The organism is Collinsella sp. LCP19S3_B11, from assembly GCF_052121915.1.
Classification (GTDB): Bacteria; Actinomycetota; Coriobacteriia; order Coriobacteriales; family Coriobacteriaceae; genus Collinsella.
Genome location: NZ_JBQKDI010000012.1, coordinates 1 through 21,975, shown reverse-complemented (window position 1 = coordinate 21,975; position 21,975 = coordinate 1). Strand labels below are relative to the sequence as shown.

The following is a 21,975-nucleotide window of genomic DNA, read 5'->3' as shown; positions in this document are numbered from 1 at the left end:
AGCGAACACCGCTTAGGTAGCTCATTTGGGACGGGGCTCTTTTGGCTGCTCATGTGGTAGCATCGGGTCTCATATAAATGAGGGAGTGGTCGTGTAATCGGGTTCGCCCGCAGAGAGGGGGCCAGACTATGGGACTCGCAGAGCTCGTGTTGCTCGCCGTTGGCCTTTCGATGGACGCCTTTGCCGTTTCCATCTGCAAGGGTCTCGGCATGAAAAAGATCAACCTTAAAGTCGCCGTTGTGCTCGGCCTGTTCTTTGGCGGCTTTCAGGCCGGCATGCCCGTAATCGGTTGGGCACTCGGCAGCCAGTTCATGGGCATCATCGGTCCCATAGACCATTGGATCGCCTTTATCCTTTTGGCCTTTATCGGCGGCAAGATGCTGTGGGAAACCTTTACCGAAGACGAGGATGAGGACGAAGGCGACGGCAAGGATGCCGAAAAGATCGACCTGGGCGAGTACCTAATCCTTGCCATCGCCACCTCGATTGACGCGCTCGCCGTGGGCATCTCGTTTGCCGCGCTCTCGGTCGATATCGTGCCCTCTGTATCACTTATCGGCGTCACAACGTTTATCTTCTCCGTCGCCGGCGTAGCGATCGGCCATACCTTTGGCGCGCGCTACGAAAAACCCGCCACCATCGTGGGTGGCGTCGTACTCGTCCTCATCGGGCTTAAGATCCTACTTGAGCACCTTGGGATCCTCGCACTGTAACGAATAACGGCCGCCCGGCATTACGCCAGGCGGCCGTTTTCATAGCCAGCCGTTTTAGAGCGGCTTAACCAAGGCGACCTTTACGCGGCAAGGCGCTTGAGGACGTCGATGAGCAGCTCGTAGAAGCGCTCGGCAGAAGCGAGCTCCATGCTCTCGTCCGGGGTGTGGACATCGGAGAGCGTCGGGCCCACGGCGATGGCGTCCAGGCCGTGCAGGGCCTCGGCAAACAGGCCGCACTCAAGGCCGGCGTGAATGGACTCGATGCGCAGCTCGGAGCCAAAGAGCTCGCGATAGCTCTCGACAAAGACGTCGCGGACCGGCGAATGCTCGGCATAGCTCCAGCCGGGATACTCGAACTCAAACTTGGCGTCGAAGCCCAGGACATCGGCCAGCGTCTGCAGGCGGTCCTTGAACTCGTTCTGCAGCGAGGTGATCGAGGAGCGCGGGGACAGCATGATCTTGACCTCGTCGTCAGAAGTGGCAACCACACCGATGTTGGAGGAAACCTCGACGGAGCCGTCGGTAGCGACGTTGCGGCGGATCACGCCATTGGGGGCAAGACGCAGGGCGCGGATGAGGGCAAGCGCGGACTTCTCGTCCATGGCCTCGACCTCGGCGTCGTCGGCAATCTCGACAGTGCAGGTAAAGCCGGGGTCGAAGACCTCGAGCTCGGCAGTGACGTCGGCGATAATGCCCTTTGCGATCTGGGCCGCGGCCTCGGCGGCAGCGTGGTCGGCGTAGACCAGAACAGCCTTGCACTCACGGTTGATGGCGTTGTCCTTGGTGCCGCCGTTAAAGCTAACGATGGCGGGCTCGCCGGCAACCATCAGGCGGTCGATGATGCGGGCCATGATGAGGTTGCCGTTGCCGCGCTCCAGGTGGATATCGCTGCCGGAGTGACCGCCCAGCAGGCCGGAGATGTCGAACGTGAGGGTACTACCGGTCTTGTGCTCGCGCGCGATCGGGCAAGTGTAGGTAACGACGACGCCGCCGGCGCAGCTGACGGTGGCAACGCCCTCTTCCTCGGAGTCAAGGTTGATCATGGTGCGGGCGCTAATCTGGGACTTGTCGAGTGTCTCGGCGCCGACCAGGCCAGTCTCCTCGTCGGTGGTGAATACGCACTCGAGGGCGGGGTGAACGATCGAATCGTCATCGAGAACAGTGAGCATCAGAGCGACGGCGATACCGTTGTCGGCGCCCAGCGTGGTGCCGTTAGCGGTGAGAACGCCGTCCTTGACGAGCAGGTCGATACCATCGGTCGTAAAGTCGTGCTCAACGGAGCCCAATTTGTCGCACACCATATCGATGTGGCCCTGAAGCATTACGGTCGGGGCATTCTCGGCACCGGCAGATGCGGGCTTGCGAATGATGACGTTGTAGACCTCGTCCTGGTACACATCGAGGCCGCGCTCCTTGGCAAACGCAACCAGGAAATCGCTGATGCCCTTCTCGTTGCCAGACCCACGGGGGATCGCGCTGACCTCCTCAAAGAAATGGAACAGCTGGGCGGGCTCATAGCCGGTGATCTTGTAGTCCATGGTGCCTCCTTGGCGCAACCGGTTAGACAATAAGACATGTGCCTTGTATATTCCCAGACTTCGTTTGCATAAACCAGTCGAAAACGCCGAGCGCTCTCGCATCATCGGCTAACGGCGAAGAAACGCCACTTTATTAAGGTAAAGCAGGTAGACGGACCGCGCCGAAGGGACGTTGGACCCTTTAACCAACCTCAACGCCTGATCAACGCTTATGCATACACCGTTGGTATGTTTAATGAGATTTACTTTGAACGAGGGGCCTTTCCAACAGAAAAAAGGGCGCTCCTTTGGAACGCCCTCGTGGACACAAGGTTTTGTTACGCCCTACAGCGCGCCGGAACCGGCTTGCATCATGCCGCCGGGGCCCGAGCTTACGCCACTGCTCACAGGCGCGGCGTTTCCGGTGTGCGGCGCTTCCGGAGCGGTATCGCCCCCAAGCGCACCTGCCGGACGCGGCGCTGGGATCTCGCCCGTACCGTGGCTAAAGACGAACTTGCCGTCGGCCACGTCGCACAGGACGGTATCGCCACTGCTCCACTCGCCGGCCAGCAGCTCCTCGGACAGCGGATCCTCGATGAGCTTTTGGATGGCGCGGCGCAGCGGACGTGCGCCGTTGGTGAGGTCGGTACCCTCGGCTACGATCTTGTCGTAGGCCGCATCGGTGAGTTTGATGTTCATGCCGTTGGCAATCAGGCGCTGGCGCAGGTCGTCCACCAGCAGGTGAGCGATCTTGGTCAGGTTCTCGCCCGAAAGCTTCTGAAACACCACGATGTCATCGATACGGTTGAGCAGCTCGGGACGGAACAGGCGCTTGAGTTCGCCCATCGCACGGCCCTTAATCTCGCTCGAGGTAAGACCCTGCTCACCGGTGGTGCCAAAGCCAACGCTCGCATCCTGCGCAATCTCGCGGGCGCCCACGTTGGACGTCATGATGATCACGGTGTTGCGGAAATCGACCGTCTTGCCCTGGCTATCGGTCAGGCGACCCTCCTCAAGCACCTGCAGCAAGATGTTGAAGATATCGGGGTGCGCCTTCTCGATCTCGTCGAACAGCACGACCGAGTACGGGTGACGGCGAACGGCCTTGGTGAGCTGACCGCCCTCGTCGTGGCCCACGTAGCCCGGGGGGCTACCGATAAGCTTGGAGACCTCGAACTCGCTGCCAAACTCCGACATGTCGAAGCTGATGAGCGCGTCCTTGCTGCCAAAGAGGTACTCGGCGAGCGTCTTGGCGAGCTCGGTCTTGCCTGTGCCGGTAGGACCCAAGAAGATGAAGCTGCCGCCGGGACGACGCGGGTCCTTGAGCGGCGAGCGGCTGCGGCGCACTGCCTTGGCCACGGCCTCGACAGCTTCATCCTGGCCGATAATGCGGGTCTTGAGCACGCTTTCGGTCTGCAACAGACGACGGCTTTCGCTCTCGGTGAGCGAAGACACCGGCACGCCCGAGGTCACGGACACGATGTCGGCAACCTGGGCGACATCGATGGTGAGCGGGCTGGCGTCGAGCTCGGCCGTCCAAGCTGCCTTGGCCTCGGCGAGCTCAATCTCGGCAGCCTTCTGCTGCTCGGTAATCTCGGCGGCCTTGTTCATGTCGTCGCCCTCGGTGGCCTCCTGCGCGGCAGCCTTGAGCTCCTCCACGCGATGCTCGGCCTCGCGCACCGGCTCAGGCGCACGGTTGGCGGCAATGCGGGCGCGGGCGCCGGCCTCGTCGATGAGGTCGATGGCCTTATCGGGCAGGAAGCGATCCTGGATGTAGCGGTTGGAGAGGTTCGCGGCGGCCTCGATGGCACCCTGCGTATAGCGCACGTGGTGGTGCTCCTCGTAGCGCGGCTTGAGCGCGGTCAGGATCTTGACCGTGTCCTCGACGCTTGGCTCCTCAACATCGATGGTCTGGAAGCGGCGCTCGAAGGCCGGGTCCTTGGTGAGGTACTTGCGGAACTCCTCGGCCGTGGTGGCACCGATGATCTGGAAAGCGCCGCGCGCGAGCACGGGCTTGAGCATGGAGCTTGCATCGATGGATCCCTCGGCAGAACCGGCACCGATGATGGTGTGCATCTCGTCGATAAACAGGATGACGTCGTCGGCTTCGGTTGCCTCCTGGATCACGTTCTTGAGACGCTCCTCAAACTCACCGCGATATTTGGCGCCCGCGACAAGACCCGGCAGGTCGAGCGTCCAGATGTTCTGGTTCATAAGGTTCTCGGGCACGTTGCCGGCAGCGATCTGCTGCGCCAGGCCCTCGACGATGGCCGTCTTGCCCACGCCGGGGTCACCCAAGATAAGCGGGTTGTTCTTGGTGCGGCGCGAAAGGATCTCCATCATGCGCTGGACTTCCTTTTCGCGACCGATCACCGGGTCGAGCTCGCCGTCGCGCGCCTTCTGCGTAAGGTTGGTGGCGAACTGCTTGAGCGTGTCGGTGCCGCTCCCCTTTTGCTGCGAGGCGTCCGAGCCGCTAAAGAACGGCAGGCCTGTACCGGGACGCCCGGCACCGGCACCGGCGAGCGGGCGCTTCTTGTCTTGATCCTTGGCGGTAAGCTTCTCGATGGCTTTTTTAATGGAAGCGGACGAAACACCCAGGCGCATGAGAATGTCCATGGCCATGCCGTTGCCCTCTTCGACGATACCGATGAGCAGGTGCTCGGTCGACACATAGGTCTGGTTGTTCTCGCGCGCCACGCGGAAGGAACGCTCCATCACGCTGATGACGAGCGGCGTAAAGGCGAGCTTAGCGGCCTCGGTCTCCTCGCTGGGCTCGGGAACGGTGGTCTGGACCTCCTTGAGCGTGTCCATGATGTCATCGTAGGAGATATCGAGTGAGCGCAGTGCCTCGGCGGCAATGCCCTCGTCCTCCTTGGCGAGCGCGAGCAGCAGATGCTCGGTACCCACCTTATTTGAGTGAAGATCGAGCGCCTCCTGCTTGGCCATGGACATGACCTTGCGCGCGCGATCGGTAAAACGGTCCAACATGCTAGTTCCTCTTAGACGAGCTAGTTTTTCAAACGCAAAGCGCCACTCGTGGCGGCGCTTTGGTCTCTTTACCCATATGGAGTATATGTTAACCGCTGTGGCCTTTTCCGCGTGCAGCCATACGACAACGTCTACAAAAAAGGAATCGCCGGGTGCGGCGGGCGCTCTAGGTTAGTGGCTCTTGCCTAGCAGACGGGCTCGGCGTCCATACTCTCGGCAACGTCATCGTCGACATCGGCAACGGGAGCGCCCGGCATACGTACGAGCTCCATATGCTGCTCTTCAAAGACGGTTCCCATGGGGAAGGCATGGCGGAAGATAAAGCGAGCAACCGGACCAGCCGCCAGCAGGTTCCAGGGCAGGGCCATGATAAAGTTGCGCGGAATGTTGACGAGCCACATCATCGGCAGCACCTGCAGATTGGCAAGCGGGCCACCGGGCATGTGGAACAAGCCCTCGCACGCACCGTAGAACGACATGATGATGACCATGGGAACGACCATGCAGGAGCTGACGGCGAGCGTCATGGCAAGCGGTGAGCTCTTACCCGGCGTGACCAGGAATTTAAAAGCGAAACCCTTGGCAAGGGGGCTGGCAACAAACCAGTCGCAGCACATGGCAAAAATGTAGGCAACGGGGAAGCCGAGCCACGCGGCGGCAATGACCTCGCCGTTGATGGCCCCGTGCTGCAGGGCAACGTTGTAGATGCTCATCCAGAGCACCATGCAAAAGCACATGATACAGGTGAACAGCAGGCTCTCTCGTTTGTTGATAGGCATAAAGGGCATGGTCCTTTCTGTGTTGCGCCGCGGCGCCGCCAACAAAAACGGGCGGGCGAGATGGAGTTACTGGGACTTCATCTCGCCCGCCCGTGGTACGTGCGTCTGCGACTACTTATGTGGTGGAACTACCCTAACACGAACAGCACACGCTTCGTAAGCGTTGAGTTTGTGAAGATACACGGTGAAAACGATCCTTGGGGACGGGTCTTCGAGGAGGACCAGGAGCCGCGTCGGCGATAGACCAAAGGTGTCGTATGCGGCTTTCCCTTATTCTTTATATATCCCTCTAGGCAGCATTGCCCATCTCTGAACCATCCTTCACGCATAAATAAGCCTAAACAAGTCTGATGCGGGGCGAGTTCGTTATGGCATTCTCCTTCTGCGGACAGCGCTACTTGATAAGTTCGCTCTTCTTCTTGTCGAACTCCTCTTGGGTGATAACCCCCTTCTCAAGGAGCTCCTTGTACTTCAGGAGAGTATCGGCATCTCCGCCCCTCTTGTCGGGAAGCACTGCCGCCACGATTACACCGATTAAACCCGTGATAAGTCCGAGAAGGGCATAGGCGCTGTAGCTGTAGCCCTTCTTGCTCGCGATATTGCCGGACGCGATGGCACAGACAGCCAACGGAACGAGAATGATAATGAATTCAGGACCCTTCAGTCCAAACATGTAGACCTCCACAATACAGAGTGATTTTTTGAATTCTATAAGTATGATGGGGAAATATCTCTTGGACACATGCTGAGAAAATGGCACTTCACAGAGTGAGCTCATGCATCCTGTATTTGTTGCTCAACAAATACAGCAGACGGCTTCATATGCTTATGTCAATAAAACCGAACGGAAGGGGACTCATAAACCAGACTGAGGACAGAATGAAGAGACTGAAGGAGCCTCGCGATAAGGGGTTTATCTACCAGGTTGAATTCGATGCCCAGTTGGAGAGGATATTGGGCAGCGGCGAGTGGTCTGCCAAGAAGACTGACAAGGGGTTTAAATGCAACATGTCGTCGGCAGACAAAGAGCGAGGATACAGTCTCAAGCTATTTTAACCGAGGACCGCAGGAAACTAGGATTCTTTCCCCCCTAATCAATCGGATAGGAGGGCCTTAATCGCCAATGCGCCAGACCCAAGACCATCCCCAACGACCAGTCGCTTAAGAACGTCACCAACGACTACGAAAAGCCCGCGCTTCGTAAGCGTTGAGTTTATGAAGATGCAGGGCACCGATAATCCCCCGACCCCATAAGTTGCAGTGGAATACGGACTGTTTTGACCCTTTAAGCAGCAATTCAGTCCCTATTTCACCGCAACTCATTTGGTGCAAAGTAACCTGTCCCCCTTGTACCAATTAGCTGGTGTAGCGCCAGCGAGGGTCGGTGAGCGTACGCGCCACACCCAGCCCAACGGGCAGAAACGCTACGATGAGCACTGCGCGCACAAACCAGCCGAGCATATTGACTGTGTCGAAGGTGCACATGTAATACATAGAGCGATAGAGATACAGACCGGGCACCATAATGACAATCGAAGGCACCGTGAGGGCGATGCGCGGGTAGGTGAGCTTGACTTCGGCCAAGCTTGCCAGCAGACCCGATACCAGCGCGCCGATAAACGCTGCCGCCCCGGGAGGCATTCCCGTGCTGAGGCCCAGGAAGGGAATCATCGTCGGCGCATCGACAAGGGTCAGACGCAGGGTATTGGATACGGCGCCGATCAACCCAGCTGCCGCGGCCATCTTTACCGGGCTGTTGAACATCACCGAGAAGCCGAATACGCCAACGAAGCTCATCACCACGCGCAGGAGCGTAAGGGCAAGCGGCGAAAGGCCCAATGGGGCAAAGTCGTCCGGCGCCAGTCCCACACACTCGGCAACCATCCAACCTACGAGGGTCGCCATCACAATAATCGAAACAGCATACGAAAGACGCTCGATACCGCTTCGCATGTCGAGCTTAGCGATGTCGAGACCTGCCGTAATGAGCGGAAAGCCAGGAATCACAAAGAGCATGGCGCCGATATAGCCTTCTTGGTGCGACATTGCACCCGGAACAACCTGGGCGAGGCCGAGCAATGCCAGCAAATATGAGATACAGGCCAGTGCGACACCGAGCGTCAAAGCGCTGAACTGACCAAGGCCTTGCTTGAGAATATGGGAGCGGGCAAAGTTGCCGACACCCGCGCCCACGAACGCGCATGCCATCTCAATGGGACCGCCACCAAGTAAAAAGACAAAGGCGCCACAGGCGCAGGCTGCCGCAAGGCCCTGTTGCCAGGGCGCGTAATCAGGTTTTGAACTCTCAACGGTCTTGAGCATCTCGTGATACTCGTGCACCGTGAAGCGACGACCATAGGTCTCGATTTCCTTGAGGAAACTCTCCATCATCCAAATGCGATGGGTGTTGACGCCGGTTGTCGGCAGACTGACGACCTCGTTAAAGCAGTGGCCATCTTCGATGCAAGTACACTCAAACGACAGGAGACTTAAGTCAACATGGATGGTGACACCGAGTACGGCGGCGACTCGATTCATGGTATCGCGTACGCGCCAGGCACCCGTTCCACTCGCGAGCATAAGCATACCGGTGCGGCAGACGATGGATGATTTATCGGTGAGCGGCGCATCGACGGCAAGTTCATCGCCTGCCGTCACGATCTGGTGCCAGTCAGTTTTCATATGGAGCGCGCCGGCACGAACGCCGTGGTGCATGGGGGCTCTCGAAAGCAGCGAGTTAAGGCGCGAAGACTGTGGGGACTCCGTTGATTCGTCCTCAACCTCATCAGTCTCTTCATCGACCAGATCAAAGGAATCAAGCGGCGCTGGCTCGCGACGGTCGATCAGCTCCTCGTCCTCATCATCAAAGTAATTGAACTGATCGAGCATGTCCTCTTCGATTGCGCGCTCGCTCGCATCGTCCATATAGGCGCTCCCTTCCTGCCGACTAACCCCCATCCTAGACAGCGGCAGCTAAAGGAAACATAAAAGAGACAACTGTCATGCGAGACATGTGCACAATAGCCGTTGGGTAGTCGTTTAATAACGTCCCCAACGACTACTCCGGCAACGCCGATGTTTTGGCAACGACAGCGAGCGACGTCCAGGGCGAACAAGTTGGCATGAAAAAGGCAAGGCATAGACCTTCTGGTCATGCCTTGCCTTTTGAATGACAAATTGTCGCCCTGGGCGGCGCGCAGCGTCGGCTGGTCCGCCGTTCGGTAGAACGGCGGAACCAATTAGTACATCTTTGCGCCGGCGGGAATGGAGGCGTCGAGCTGGATCAGGTTGAGGCGCTCCTCGCCCTCCTCCTCGTGGATGGCACTGATGAGCATGCCGCAGCTGGGGATGCCCATCATCTTGCGCGGTGGCAGGTTGGTGATGGCAAGCAGGGTCTTGCCGACCAGGTCCTCGGGCTCATAGTATTCGTGGATGCCGGAGAGGATGGTGCGGTCGGCACCGGTACCGTCGTCGAGCGTAAAGTTCAGCAGCTTCTTGGACTTCTTGACGGCCTCGCATGCCTTGACCTTCACAGCGCGGAAATCGCTCTTGGAGAAGGTATCGAAATCGACGAACTCCTCAAACAGCGGCTCAACGGCGATCTTGGAGTAATCGAGCGTGGGCTTGAGCGACTTAACGAACGGGCTCGCGGCGTTGCCGGCCTCGGCAGCCTTGGCGGCAGCCGCACCGGACTGGAAACCCTTCTCGGGCTTCATGTGCGGGAACAGCAGGACATCGCGGATAGAAGCCTGGTTGGTGAGCAGCATGACCACGCGGTCGATACCGATGCCAATGCCGCCCGCGGGAGGCATACCGTACTCGAGGGCGCGCACGTAGTCCTCGTCATACTCCATGGCCTCATCGTCGCCGCCGGCCTTCTCGGCCATCTGGGCGGCAAAGCGCTCAGCCTGGTCGACCGGGTCGTTGAGCTCGGAGAATGCGTTGGCGTACTCGTGGCCGGCGATGACCAGCTCAAAGCGGTGGGTCAGACGCGGATCGTCCTCAAAACGCTTGGCGAGCGGGCTGACCTCGATGGGGTAATCGCACACGAAGGTCGGGTTGACGATGGTGTCCTCGCCCAGCTCATCGTAAATCTCGGCGATGATCTTGCCGGCAGTCCACTCGGGCTTGATCTCCAGGCCCTTCTCGCGCGCGGCGGCAGCAAGCTCCTCGACAGGCGTGTCGATGGTGACCTTCTTGCCGAGCACGTCAGAGACAATATCAGTCATGGGACGACTTGCCCACTCACCGGAAAGATCGATGGTCTGGCCCTGGTACTCGATGACCTCGGGGTTGCCGATGGCCTTGTTGGCAGCCTTGATGACGCCCTGGGCGAGCGCCTTCATGCCCTCGAGATCGGAGAAGGCACGGTAGGCCTCCATCGTGGTGAACTCGGGGTTGTGGGTGAGGTCCATGCCCTCGTTACGGAAGATACGACCGATCTCGAAGACGCGCTCAAAGCCACCGACGATGCAGCGCTTGAGGTGCAGCTCGGTAGCAATGCGCAGGTAGCACTCCTGATCGAGAGCGTTAAAGTGCGTGATGAACGGCTTAGCCGTAGCGCCACCCTGAATGGTCTGCAGGATGGGGGTCTCGACCTCCATGTAGCCGTCGGACTCCATAAAGCGACGGAAGGTGGAGAGGATCTGCGAGCGCTTGCGGAAGGTCTCGCGAACATCGTCGTTGGCGATCAGGTCGACATAGCGCTGACGATAGCGGGTCTCCTTGTCGGAGAGACCGTGGAACTTCTCGGGCAGCGGGCGAACGGCCTTGGAGAGCAGGGTCGCGCTCTTAGGGGCGACGGAGAGCTGGCCGCGCTGAGTACGCACAACCACACCGGTCACACCCAGGATATCGCCAAGGTCGAGGGCCTTGAGCGTATTCCAGGCTGCCTCGTCCATGTCGTTGATGCGGCAGAACAGCTGAATCTCGGCCGTTGCGTCGCGCACGACGATGAACATGATCTTGCCCTGACCACGCTTGGCGACCACGCGGCCGCCGATCTTCACGACGTCCTCGGTGTCTTCGCCATCGGCAAGATCGGCATACTTAGCCTCGATGTCGGCAACGTAGTCCTCGATCTCGGAGTGCTCGGGATAGGGGTTCTGGCCCGCCTCGAACAGGGCGGCGCGCTTGGCCAGGCGCGTGGCGCGCTCGTCGTTGAGCGTCGATGCCTGCTCGGCGGCGTTTTGGTTCTCTGCCATAAGTTAGCTCCTCAAACTAAAACGCTCCCCAGGATTCGGTCCCAGGGAGCGAAAACATACCTTTACGCGGGACCGTGGTCTAGCGTGCGATCTTGGCGATGGTGTAGACGCGAGTCTTGCCGGAAGGCGTAACGACCTCGACGGAGTCGCCCTCGCCGTGGCCGATGATGGCGTGGCCGACCGGGGACTCGTTGGAGATCTTGTGCTCGAGCGAGTTGGTCTCGGTGGTACCGACGAGCGTGACTTCCATGACCTCACCGTTGGGATCAATCAGCGAAACGGTGGAACCGATGGAGACGGTCAGATCGCCCGTGGTGGCAGCAACCTGAGCGTTGGCGAGAATAGCCTGAATCTCGGCAATGCGAGCAGCATTCTGAGCCTGCTTGTCCTTGGCGGCATCGTACTCGGAGTTCTCCGAAAGGTCGCCGAACGCGCGGGCTTCCTTGATGTCCTCGACGATCTCCTTGGCGTAATCGCCCTCACGCCAAGCGAGCTCCTCGACGAGCTTCTGGCGGCCCTCAGCGGTCAGTACGATCTGGCTTGCGTCCATACGGATATCTCCCCAACTATGATGTAACAATCAACTGTCAACATAACGAAAAAGACCGGCTAGCCTGCGGGCAAGCCGGTCAGGTGCTCACCCCAAAGGGATGGGACTACTCTGCGTCCGCGTCGCCGTCCTCTGCCTTCTTTTTCTTGGCGGCGGCGAGCTGGGCCTCGAGCTCTGCGATCTTCTTATCCTCCTCGGACTCCTCGACCACAACGTCCTCGGCCTGCTTGGTCTCGTCCTTATCGTCGCCCTCCATACCCTCGCGGATATTCTTGACGGTAGAGCCGAGGGACTTGCCGAGCTTCGGCAGGTTCTTGGGCCCGAAGATAATCAGGACAACGACGAGAATAATGATGAGCTCAGGAGCCCTCAGTCCAAACATGTAGACCTCCACAAAACAGCGAGACAAGCTCGAATGAGTATACCGCGGGTATCGCGGCATCACAACAATAGCTAAAAAAAGGGACCGCAAGAAGCGGTCCCTTCTCATGCTCTGGTCGGGTTGACTGGATTTGAACCAGCGACCCCTGCGTCCCGAACGCAGTGCTCTACCAAACTGAGCCACAACCCGTTAGCTCGACTATAGTAACAAAGATTTTCGCCGCGTGCTAGAGAAATTTTTATTTCTTTGGCGCGTCGATTTGAACCGTGTTGGGAATAAGCTCAGTCGCGCAGGACCACCAGCCATTTTGCTGGGCAGCCCCGGCAAGCCTTTCGGCCGTGGCGGCGGTGTCGCAAATGGCAAACGAGCAGGCACCCGACCCGCACACGTCCACGGCAACGGTTCCCTCCTGTTCGCTCAGCCAGTCGAGAACCGCCTGGATCTGCGGCTCCATCAAAGCAGAAATGACGCCCAAGTTGTTATGGATGAGCGAATACGCCATCTTCGCATCACTCACGCGAAGAGCCGATGCAATGGCACCGGGCGCAGTCGCGGGCACCGGGGCCTCGTCAAAACGTCGATAGGCCTCAATTGTCGAAACGCTCGCCTCCCGCGGCTTGACCAGCACAACGGGCGTCACAGGAAGCGCGGGGTACTCAGTTGCCAGAACGTCTCCCCCACCCACGTAGAATGCGGGGCTCGCATGCAAAAAGAACGGCACGTCGGCGCCGATGCCACGCGCAATCTCGTCCAGCGCAGGATCAGTGCGGTCGATGCCCCACAGCTCAGCCAGGGCAACGATAACCGCCGCGGCATCCGTCGAGGGGCCGCCCAGGCCGGCGCACAGCGGGATGCGCTTCTCAATCGTCACGCACACGTTTGCCTCGCGCCCGAAATGATCGGCCATGGCGACGGCGGCGCGGTAGGCAGTATTCTTTTGCATGGGAAAATCTGATGCCGGAACCGTCTGGACGGTCAACGCCTGCGCCGGCGTGACCGTCACGGTATCGGCTAGGCCGACAGCTGCCATCAGGGAATCGACGTTGTGGTAGCCGCGGGCATCGCGCTCGGTATGAACCCCCAGGTAGAGGTTAATCTTTGCCGGCGCAGTAAGGATGAGGGACCGATCGGTCACCGTTAATGCTCCTCGAGCTGGTTGCCGAGCGGAGTAAAGATGTGCTCGCCGCTCTCGGGGTCGAACAGTTCAACCTGACCGGTAAGGACGTCGATGTACTGGTAGGACTGACGCGACTTGCGGCCGCGGCGCTCGTCAACCTCGACGATAAAGACAGCCGGGTGGACGCTCTTGATGGTACCCATGCGCTCGACAACGCGGGTACGGCCCATGTTGGCCTTCACCTTGACGCGATCGCCCACCATATCGGTCAGCTTCTCGTGGATGTCGTCGACGTAATTGACTTCCATCTCTTCCATGAACAGGGCCTCCAGAGGGTGCAATTCAAAAAGGGGATAATACCCCTAAGATAGACAAAACTCTAATACTATAGCACCCTGTTACAACCCCACGCAAGTAGCTAATTAGGCTACTTACAGATTGTCGGTATCGAGGACAATGGTGAACGGGCCGTCGTTGACCAGGTCGACTTTCATGTCGGCGCCAAAGATGCCATGCGCCACGTGGTCGACGTCCTGGGCGACGAGCGTCAGAAAGTACTCGTAAAGCTCGTTGGCAACATCGGGCGCGCCAGCATCCGTAAACGACGGACGACGGCCGTGGCGGCAATCGGCAAACAGCGTAAACTGCGACACCACGAGCACCTCGCCGTCGACATCGGCAAGCGCCAAGTTAGTCTTGCCGTTCTCGTCCTCGTTGATACGCAGCCCGCGGAGCTTGCCCCATAGTTTATCGGCCTCGGCACGCGTATCGCCATGGCCCACACCCAGCAATACCAGATAGCCGCGCCCAATGCGGCCCACGCACTCGCCGTCGACCGTCACACCGGCGTTGAGCACGCGCTGCACCACCGCACGCACGGCCTACTCCTCGCCCGTGAGTTTGGCGGACAGGTGCTCGAGTGCATGGAAACGATGGCTGATGGCGTTCTTCTCGTCCGCTGTGAGCTCGGCCATAGTTTTGCCCGGCGTATCGACCGGCAGGAACAGCGGGTCGTAGCCAAAGCCGTGGTCGCCGCGGCCCTCGTGTGCGATAACGCCCTCGCAGGCGCCCTCACCATAGGTGACCAGGCCGTCTTGGTCGATGAGCGCAACGACGCTCATAAAGCGTGCGGTGCGATCCTCGTCTGCCACGCCTTCCAGATTAACGAGAAGTTTGGCATTGTTGGCGGCATCATCGCCGTGTACGCCCGCATAACGCGCGCTATACACACCCGGCTCGCCGTCCAGCGCGTCGACGACCAAGCCGGAATCGTCGGCGATGGCCATAAGGCCCGTCTCCTCGACCGCAGCCTGCGCCTTGATGATGGCGTTCTCCAAAAACGTCGTGCCGTTTTCCTCGGGGTCCTCAAAATCGCCCAGCTGGCCGAGCGCCACAAAGCGCACCTCGGGCATGACCTTGCCCAAAATGGCCTCGATCTCGGTGAGCTTATGGGCGTTACCCGTGGCCACAACAATGGTCGCCGCCGGGTCGAGGGTGTCGATGTCAATCTTCTCAAGTGCCATAGCTGGCCTCCTTGTCTCTTATAGCAATGCCGTGTAGAGGACGACGAGGGCCTCGGCCTCTCCCCTCTCAATCAACGGCAGTCTTATACTTCGGCGTTTTCGCAGATTAAACCTGCCAAAATCAACATCCCCTTTTGGCAGGTTAGGCGAGGGCTTGACGCTGAAGCTCGATGAGCTCGGCGATGCCCTTGTCGCCCAGATCGAGCAGGGCGTTGAGACGCTTGCGGTCGAAGGGCGCCTGCTCGCCGGTACCCTGGAGCTCGATCATCTCGCCGGAGTCGGTGGCGACGAGGTTCATGTCGACCTCGGCGTGGCTGTCCTCGGAATAATCCAAGTCGAGCAGGGTGTTGCCGTCGACGACGCCCATGGAAATAGCGGCAACCTGACCGGTAAGCGGAATGCGCTCGAGCTTGCCCGCCTCGACCCACATGGCAAGGGCGTCGTGCAGCGCCACCCAGGCGCCGGTGATGCTCGCCGTACGCGTGCCGCCATCGGCCTGGATCACATCGCAGTCAACGGTAACGGTGTACTCGCCGAGCGCCTTCATGTTGACGACGGTGCGCAGGCTGCGGCCGATCAAGCGCTCGATCTCCATGGAACGGCCCTTGCGGTTGGCATGTTCGCGCTTGCAGCGCTTGCCGGTCGACGCCGGCAGCATCGCATATTCCGCCGTTACCCAACCGGCCTTGGCGCCCTTGCGCCAGCCCGGAACGCCCTCCTCGATGGTGGCGGCGCACAGCACGCGCGTGTCGCCAAACTCTGCCAGGCACGAGCCGTGGGCGTGCTTCATGACGCCGCGGGTGAGCTTAACGGGACGCAGCTCGTTTGCGGCGCGGCCGTTGGCGCGGTTGACCTGCATATATTCCATGGAACTATCCTTTCGGCAAAAGATGTGGCGAAGACTCCGGCGACATTGCGTGCCTAACCGAGTTCATCGATATCGACATGCTCGATGCTTTTGAGCGGCTGGCCAAAGATAAAGCTGCCCGCCACCGCAAACTCGGCAATGTTGTCGGACGTGGTGGCAAAGCGATGCTGCGGCTCGGCGGTGTTGCCCGCCAGCTGCTCACGGCGCGTGAGGATATCGGTCAGCTCGCGGGTGGTCTCCTCGGCGGAGCTCACCACGCGCACCCCGGGCCCCAACGCATGACGGATGGGGCCCACCAGCAACGGAAAGTGCGTACAGCCGAGCACCACGGTATCGATGCCACGATCGTGCAGTGGCTCGACTGTGGCGTTGACCAGCGCGCGAACGGCTGGCGTATCAAAAATATCCTCGTTCTCGAGCCACTGCTCCTGCAGATGCGCGCCCGAGGCGAGCTCGTGCTCGACAACCTCGACAAAGCTCGAGGCAGGGCAGCCATACACGTCCACGCCGGCATCCAAGTCCTGGATGGCGCGCGTGTAGGCGCCCGAGCGGATGGTGAGGTTGGTGGCGAGCACGCCTACACGGCGCGTGCGGGTGCTGTTGATGGCGGCACGCGCGCCCGGCGCGATTACGCCAATCACGGGGACATCGAGCACCTGCTGAGCCAGGCGAAGCGCCGCTGCCGTCGCCGTATTGCAGGCGATGACCATGATCTTGACGTCGTGTCTCGAAAGCCAGCGCCCCGCCTGTAGCGCAAACGAGCGCACCTCGTCCTCGGTGCGGGTGCCGTAAGGGCAGCGCTTGGTATCGCCAAAGTAGTAGACGGACTCGTGCGGAAGCGCCGTCGCAATCGCGCGCGCAACCGTCAAGCCGCCCAGGCCCGAGTCGAACACGCCGATGGGGCGCGTATCACCGGCCAGATTCTCGATATCGGACATTACCTCACCAGATTCTCTCTCGAAAAGATATGGCCAAGCGTAACGGCACTGCGCTATGAACGGGCCGCGACGAGCAGCTCCGCCGTCGCCGCCCAGCCGTCAACGATCCTGCCACGCGTGACAAAGGCGTTATCGCAGGACGCAAGAAACTCGGACGCGCCGGCGCTGGTCAGACCGTTCTCGACCAGGCAGAACGTGCCCACGTGGTCGGCCATGTAGAAATCAGACTCGGAATCGCCGAGTGCCAGCGTCTCGTCGCGCTCGATGCCCAGATGCTCGCAGAAACGCGCGACCGCCACGCCCTTGTCGAGACCCGACGGATTGATGTTAAAGGCACGACCATCCTCGACGCGATCGAGCTCGAGGGTCGTCGGCTTGGACAGATGAGTCAAGTGGCCGTTGCAGGCCCAGACCAGACCGCAGCCGGCCTCGTCGAGGATGGCCTGCGCCTCGTCATCGGGAATATCGCCGCGCATGCCGACGGTGACCTCGCGGTACTTATAGCCAGTCGACATGTCGTTGTGGTACTCGATCTTGTGCGGCCAGCGAGCGAGAATCTTCTCGCACACGCCGGTCTGCTCAATCACCTGGTGCGGCGTAAGGCCGCAGGCGGGGTCGTAAGGCATGTCGCCGGTCAGATACTCCCAGTCGTTGGCCTTGAGGTCGTACATGACCAGACCACCCATCTCGCCAATGTAGGAGTTGAGGCCGAGCACGCGGGCATCTTCGTGGATCATGGTGCGGTTGCGACCCGAGGTTGGAATTACCTGGATGCCAGCGCGGGCAAGCGCCACGACGGCCTCGACGAGCTTGGTCGAGGGATTGCCGTCGTTGTCGCGCAGCACGCACGAGCCGGGCGCGAGCATCGTTGCGTCCAGATCGGTAAAGACGTACTTGACCTTGGCAAGGCGCTCGCGCATCTCGCCCGAAAGCTCGGCAACGGTCGGCAGGGTGTTGTGGGACATGGTCACTCCATTTATTACGTAGAAAAGACTTAATCTTGGTACCGCGTTTTCCCTAAGGTGAACACGCTTGAGAGGCACTGCATCATCGGGCGTCGAGGATCCGCAAACGCCATCCTAAAGGCAGCAGCGCCTAGGCGTCGTACGCCGCAAGGATGCGCTTGAGAACCGAGCCATCACGCTCGCAGGGCTCGGGTCCGTTCTTGCGCAGCATGCACTCCTCCTCGCCCTTGCCGGTCACGATAACCACAGCGGGGCGGTCGGTCTCACGCACGGCCGTCTCGATAGCGGCGGCGCGGTCGCACACGATCTGCCAGCTATCGTTTCCCTGCGCCTGGACATTGCGCGCAATCTCGGCGCAGATGTCCTCGACGTCCTCGGGGCCCGGGTCATCCTCGGTAATCACGATGCGATCGGCGTACTTGCCGGCAGCGATACCCATCGTAGTACGGCGATCGACACCCTTTCCTCCCGTTGCACCAAAGACAACCGCCAGCTCGCGCTCGGGATAGTTCTCGCGCAGGTCGCGCAAAAGCGTCTCGAGGCTCATGCCGTTGTGCGCATAGTCAACGACGCCCAAAATCTTGCCCGATGCAGACGGATAGAGCTCCATGCGACCGGGAACAAAGACGCCCTCAAAGCCATGGACGATGCCCTCTTCGGAAATGCCGAGGGCCTCGGCGCAGGCAATGGCGGCAAGCGCATTGGACACGTTGAACTTGACGGGCGTGGGGATCACGATGTCACGCGTAAAGCGCGGCGTGCGGACCGTGGCGATCACGCCGCAATCGCCGTTGCGAATGGCCAACGCACGCACGTCGGCGCGTCCATCGGTCAGCGAGAACGTCACCGTGCGCTCGCAGCGGGACGCCGCCTCGAGCACGCGGTCGACGTGGTCCATATCGAGGTTGACCACGGCAAAGCGGCTCTGCGAAAAAATCTTGAGCTTGCTGGCAAAGTAATCCTCGAGCGTGGGGTGCTCGATCGGCGAGATATGGTCCTCACCGATATTGGTAAAGGCGCCCACTTCAAAGTCAATCTTGCCCGTACGCTCGTATTTGAGGCCCTGGCTCGACGCCTCCATGACCAGCCACGGAGCGCCCGCCTCGGCGGCATGTGCGATACGCGACTGCAAAAGGAAGGACTCGGGGGTCGTTAGCTTAGAAGGACCGGCCTCGATACCGTCATCGAACTCGATACCCGTGTTGAGGGCTGGTCGATGACGGCCCGTGAGCTTAGCCTCGTTGGCAAGAATGCCACGCAGATAAAAGCTGCAGGTCGACTTGCCCTTGGTGCCCGTAAAAGCGCAGACCTTCACCTTGCCCGAGGGATGACCGTAATAGGCGTCCGCCACCACAGCGAGCGTACGGCGGATATCGTTGACGATCACAGCGGGAATATCGACGTCGTAATCGACCTCGGACACGTACGCCACGGCGCCTTCGGCAATCGCCGAGACTAGATACTCGGGCTTGAACGCACGGCCCTTGCAGACAAACAATGTACCCGGACGCACCTGGCGCGAGTCGTCGGTCGCAAACTCGATGCGCTGGTCGCAAAGAGTATCCGGCTTGGAAACAACAAGGGCCTCGGCCTCGAGCAGCTCCACATAGCGCATCAAAGCCAGCTTCTCCTTCGTCGTACCCGACATATAACGACCTTTCTCGCTAAACCTAACCTTAAAAGAGCAAAAACCGTCCCAGATGAATCCGGTCGCGCCCCTGTATTATCAACCATCCTAATATGCCACCTGACCTTGCGAGTGTCTCAGCACCCTAAAAACTTGCAAGGACCAGCGCAGGGTTAATTCGAAATAACAAACCCCCGCCCTACAAATGCGCGTGATGCGGGGATGACCTGTGAGTTTGTCATGCTCTACAAGGACACGTCGCTGCTTTCGAGCGTCGGCGTCATGGAACTCATGCTGTTCTCCAAAAACCTCACGACCACCACGGGCAACATCACACCCTACATTTGCGCCGCACCCTACTATCTGGTTGTGACGATTCCGCTCATCCACGTCGTCACCAAGGTAGAGCACCGCCTTGCCAAGCGCGGCAAGCGCTAGCCCCTCTCGCGCTCCCACACACAGCAATCGTCGTAGTCACGGCCCGCCGCTTCACCCAACGTGCGGGCCGTGGTTTTTCGGTCCCCTCGGCGCTTATGCCCCATCACGAAGCAAAAGATTGGCATGATAGTAAGGATTGATTGATATCGACTGCTGCAAACCTTGCGGCAGCGCACCTAAGCCGTCAGCAGAAAGGATCTTGCATGTGCGGTTTTGTCGGTTTTACCGGTACAGATGAACAGAGTGAGCTGGTTCTCACGGCCATGATGAATCGCATCATCCATCGCGGGCCGGATATGGGTGGCCAGCACATCGTCGATAACGTCGCCCTCGGCTTCCGCCGTCTTTCGATTCTCGACCTTTCCGAGGCTGGCGCTCAGCCCATGTCGAGCGATGACGGCAAGGTCACCATCGTCTTCAACGGCGAGATCTACAACTTCCAGGAGCTTCGCGCCGAGCTCGAGGCTGCCGGCTACGTCTTCCACTGCAACGCCGACACCGAGGTCCTGGTGCACGGCTACGAGGCGTGGGGCGAGGACCTGGTCAACCGCCTGCGCGGCATGTATGCGTTCGTGATTCACGACCAGAACAGGAACAAGCTCTTCGGCGCCCGTGACATCTTTGGCATCAAGCCGTTCTATTACTACCGGGCCTCCGACGGCTCGCTGCTGTTTGGCTCCGAGATCAAGAGCTTCCTGGACCACCCCAAGTTTGAGAAGGCCGTCAACCGCGATGCGCTGCGTCCCTACCTCACGCTGCAGTTCCCTGCCACGGAGGAGACGTTCTTTAAGGGCGTGTTCAAGCTTGCCCCCGCGCATTGCTTTACGTACGACCTTACGACCAACACTATGGATATCAAGCGCTACTGGAGCTGCGACTTTACCGATGACAACTCCAAGAGCTTCGAGGAGTACGTGGACGAGTGCGACAAGGTCGTGCACGAGAGCGTTGCCGCGCACCGCATCGCCGATGTTAAAGTTGGCTCGTTCCTCTCCGGCGGCGTCGACTCCAGCTACATTGCCGCCTGCCTCATGCCCGACACCACGTATTCCGTCGGCTTTGACTACAAGAACTTCAACGAGACCAACTACGCCGCCGAGCTTTCCGACAAGCTTGGCATTAAGAACGTGCGCAAGATGATCACCGCCGACGAGTTCTTCGACGCGCTACCCGATATCCAGTACCACATGGACGAGCCGCAATCGAACCTCTCCAGCGTACCGCTGTACTATCTGGCACAGATGGCCGCCGAGGAAGTTACCGTCGTCCTTTCGGGCGAGGGCGCCGACGAGCTGTTTGCCGGCTACGAGTGGTACGAGGACACCCCCGAGATGCGATCCTTCAAGAAGCGCGTGCCGCTCGGCGTGCGCCGTGCCCTGGGCTCGCTCGTTCAGCATCTCCCCTACTTTAAGGGTCACAACTTCCTGACCAAGTGCGCCGAGGTCCCCGAGCGCTGGTACGTGGGCCAGGCAAAGGTGTTCGACCCGTCCGAGGTTGACGAGGTTCTCAAGCCAGCTTACGACACCGGCAAGAACGCCTCCGAAATGTGCGCAGAGTACTACAAGCAGGTCCCCGACTGCTGCGAGCTCTCTAAGAAGCAATATCTGGATATGAACATGTGGCTTCCGGGCGACATTCTGCTCAAGGCAGACAAGATGTGCATGGCACACTCCCTGGAGCTCCGCGTTCCGTTCCTGGACAAAAAGGTCATGGAGTTCGCCGAGCATATTCCCGCCAACTACCGTGTCAACGAAGAGGGCTGCAAGCTTGTCCTGCGCCACGCCGCCAATCGCACGCTGCCCGATGAGTGGGCAACACGCAAGAAGGTTGGCTTCCCGGTGCCAGTTAAGTTCTGGCTGCGCGAGCAGAAATACTACGACTACGTCAAGGAGTACTTCACCGCACCGTGGGCTGCCGATTTCTTTGACACCGATGCGCTCATGAAGCTGCTCGACGATCACTTTGAGGGCCGCGCGCTCAACCAGCGCAAGATCTATACCACGCTGACGTTCCTCATTTGGTACAAGCGCTTCTTTATCGACGAGAACAAGGGCACCGAAGTCTCCGCTTAGATTTCGTTATGAATTAGCGGTGAACCCCGCAGGGTTTCCGCTATACTCAATTCCCGCGGGCGATTGGCGCAACGGTTAGCGCAGGTGCTTTACACGCACAAGGCTGGGGGTTCGAATCCCTCATCGCCCACCACTGAATTGGAAACGGTCCTCGCAAGGGGACCGTTTTTGTTTGCGCCCGGCGCATGGGATTCGAACCCGCAAGGGTGCGGAGCTGAGGAAACGCGAAGCGTTTTCCAGCGCAGCACGCGAGGAGCGGAGCGACGAAGCGGGGCGCGGGCGGCGCCAGCCGCA

General features: G+C 59.8%; 20 protein-coding genes and 2 tRNA genes. 5 read left to right on the top strand and 17 right to left on the bottom strand.

Features of this window, described 5'->3' with window-relative positions; translation table 11 throughout:
- The first annotated feature begins 128 nt into the window (after positions 1-128).
- A complete protein-coding gene (locus ACTQV4_RS07205; RefSeq protein WP_427793585.1) occupies positions 129-713 on the top strand; it encodes a manganese efflux pump MntP family protein in 585 nt (194 codons plus the stop codon).
- A gap of 80 nt (positions 714-793) precedes the next feature.
- On the opposite strand, the gene ACTQV4_RS07200 is transcribed toward ACTQV4_RS07205, so the two are convergent.
- From ACTQV4_RS07200 to ACTQV4_RS07185, 4 genes are all read right to left on the bottom strand, one after another.
- Positions 794-2,251, bottom strand: coding sequence for an aminoacyl-histidine dipeptidase (locus ACTQV4_RS07200; RefSeq protein WP_154514776.1), 1,458 nt, complete (start codon positions 2,249-2,251; stop codon positions 794-796).
- A 324-nt stretch (positions 2,252-2,575) separates the two neighbouring features.
- The gene (locus tag ACTQV4_RS07195) at positions 2,576-5,218 is read right to left on the bottom strand and encodes an ATP-dependent Clp protease ATP-binding subunit (RefSeq protein ID WP_441560674.1); all 2,643 of its coding nucleotides are present in this window, start codon (positions 5,216-5,218) and stop codon (positions 2,576-2,578) included.
- 185 nt (positions 5,219-5,403) lie between these two features.
- On the bottom strand, positions 5,404-5,997 hold the full coding sequence (locus ACTQV4_RS07190; RefSeq protein WP_441569559.1) for a DUF2798 domain-containing protein: 594 nt from the start codon (positions 5,995-5,997) through the stop codon (positions 5,404-5,406).
- A 394-nt stretch (positions 5,998-6,391) separates the two neighbouring features.
- Entirely contained in the window at positions 6,392-6,739 is a 348-nt protein-coding gene (locus tag ACTQV4_RS07185; RefSeq protein WP_441569558.1) for an SHOCT domain-containing protein, read from the bottom strand.
- A 137-nt stretch (positions 6,740-6,876) separates the two neighbouring features.
- On the opposite strand from ACTQV4_RS07185, the gene ACTQV4_RS07180 reads away from it, so the two are divergent.
- Positions 6,877-7,053 carry a hypothetical protein gene (locus ACTQV4_RS07180; RefSeq protein WP_441569557.1) on the top strand — a complete coding sequence of 59 codons (177 nt, stop codon included), beginning with the start codon at positions 6,877-6,879 and terminating at the stop codon, positions 7,051-7,053.
- A 300-nt stretch (positions 7,054-7,353) separates the two neighbouring features.
- Here ACTQV4_RS07180 and ACTQV4_RS07175 read toward each other — a convergent pair whose 3' ends face one another.
- The 13 genes from ACTQV4_RS07175 to ACTQV4_RS07115 all read right to left on the bottom strand — a co-directional run bounded on the left by ACTQV4_RS07175 (position 7,354) and on the right by ACTQV4_RS07115 (position 19,192).
- The gene (locus tag ACTQV4_RS07175; RefSeq protein WP_441569556.1) at positions 7,354-8,922 is read right to left on the bottom strand and encodes a threonine/serine ThrE exporter family protein; all 1,569 of its coding nucleotides are present in this window, start codon (positions 8,920-8,922) and stop codon (positions 7,354-7,356) included.
- A gap of 314 nt (positions 8,923-9,236) precedes the next feature.
- Entirely contained in the window at positions 9,237-11,201 is a 1,965-nt protein-coding gene (lysS, locus tag ACTQV4_RS07170; RefSeq protein ID WP_154514782.1) for a lysine--tRNA ligase, read from the bottom strand.
- Positions 11,202-11,280: 79 nt separating this feature from the next.
- The gene (gene greA, locus ACTQV4_RS07165; protein WP_006234960.1) at positions 11,281-11,751 is read right to left on the bottom strand and encodes a transcription elongation factor GreA; all 471 of its coding nucleotides are present in this window, start codon (positions 11,749-11,751) and stop codon (positions 11,281-11,283) included.
- A gap of 106 nt (positions 11,752-11,857) precedes the next feature.
- Positions 11,858-12,133, bottom strand: coding sequence for a twin-arginine translocase TatA/TatE family subunit (tatA, locus tag ACTQV4_RS07160; protein WP_195838497.1), 276 nt, complete (start codon positions 12,131-12,133; stop codon positions 11,858-11,860).
- A 112-nt stretch (positions 12,134-12,245) separates the two neighbouring features.
- Positions 12,246-12,322: transfer RNA gene (locus tag ACTQV4_RS07155), tRNA-Pro, on the bottom strand.
- A gap of 49 nt (positions 12,323-12,371) precedes the next feature.
- A complete protein-coding gene (ispE, locus tag ACTQV4_RS07150) occupies positions 12,372-13,268 on the bottom strand; it encodes a 4-(cytidine 5'-diphospho)-2-C-methyl-D-erythritol kinase (RefSeq protein WP_441569555.1) in 897 nt (298 codons plus the stop codon).
- A 2-nt stretch (positions 13,269-13,270) separates the two neighbouring features.
- On the bottom strand, positions 13,271-13,567 hold the full coding sequence (locus ACTQV4_RS07145; protein WP_118206416.1) for a Veg family protein: 297 nt from the start codon (positions 13,565-13,567) through the stop codon (positions 13,271-13,273).
- Positions 13,568-13,681: 114 nt separating this feature from the next.
- The gene (gene dtd / locus ACTQV4_RS07140; RefSeq protein WP_117797049.1) at positions 13,682-14,128 is read right to left on the bottom strand and encodes a D-aminoacyl-tRNA deacylase; all 447 of its coding nucleotides are present in this window, start codon (positions 14,126-14,128) and stop codon (positions 13,682-13,684) included.
- A 3-nt stretch (positions 14,129-14,131) separates the two neighbouring features.
- Positions 14,132-14,773 carry an RdgB/HAM1 family non-canonical purine NTP pyrophosphatase gene (gene rdgB, locus ACTQV4_RS07135; protein WP_118206636.1) on the bottom strand — a complete coding sequence of 214 codons (642 nt, stop codon included), beginning with the start codon at positions 14,771-14,773 and terminating at the stop codon, positions 14,132-14,134.
- A 142-nt stretch (positions 14,774-14,915) separates the two neighbouring features.
- Positions 14,916-15,641 (bottom strand): ribonuclease PH, encoded by a 726-nt coding sequence (rph, locus tag ACTQV4_RS07130; protein WP_117799672.1) that lies wholly within the window; start codon positions 15,639-15,641, stop codon positions 14,916-14,918.
- A gap of 53 nt (positions 15,642-15,694) precedes the next feature.
- Positions 15,695-16,579 (bottom strand): glutamate racemase, encoded by an 885-nt coding sequence (murI, locus tag ACTQV4_RS07125; protein WP_117769301.1) that lies wholly within the window; start codon positions 16,577-16,579, stop codon positions 15,695-15,697.
- 53 nt (positions 16,580-16,632) lie between these two features.
- Positions 16,633-17,544: an HAD family hydrolase gene (locus tag ACTQV4_RS07120; RefSeq protein WP_427793596.1), complete on the bottom strand. Its 912-nt coding sequence runs from the start codon at positions 17,542-17,544 to the stop codon at positions 16,633-16,635.
- A gap of 130 nt (positions 17,545-17,674) precedes the next feature.
- The gene (locus ACTQV4_RS07115; RefSeq protein WP_441048838.1) at positions 17,675-19,192 is read right to left on the bottom strand and encodes a Mur ligase family protein; all 1,518 of its coding nucleotides are present in this window, start codon (positions 19,190-19,192) and stop codon (positions 17,675-17,677) included.
- Between the two features lie 201 nt (positions 19,193-19,393).
- Between ACTQV4_RS07115 and ACTQV4_RS07110 the strand changes: the two genes are divergently transcribed.
- The 3 genes from ACTQV4_RS07110 (at position 19,394) to ACTQV4_RS07100 (ending at position 21,814) form a co-directional block, all read left to right on the top strand.
- The gene (locus tag ACTQV4_RS07110) at positions 19,394-19,609 is read left to right on the top strand and encodes a hypothetical protein (RefSeq protein ID WP_441560690.1); all 216 of its coding nucleotides are present in this window, start codon (positions 19,394-19,396) and stop codon (positions 19,607-19,609) included.
- A 203-nt stretch (positions 19,610-19,812) separates the two neighbouring features.
- Positions 19,813-21,681: an asparagine synthase (glutamine-hydrolyzing) gene (asnB, locus tag ACTQV4_RS07105; protein ID WP_441015131.1), complete on the top strand. Its 1,869-nt coding sequence runs from the start codon at positions 19,813-19,815 to the stop codon at positions 21,679-21,681.
- Positions 21,682-21,738: 57 nt separating this feature from the next.
- A tRNA-Val gene (locus tag ACTQV4_RS07100) sits at positions 21,739-21,814 on the top strand.
- Positions 21,815-21,975: the final 161 nt, after the last annotated feature.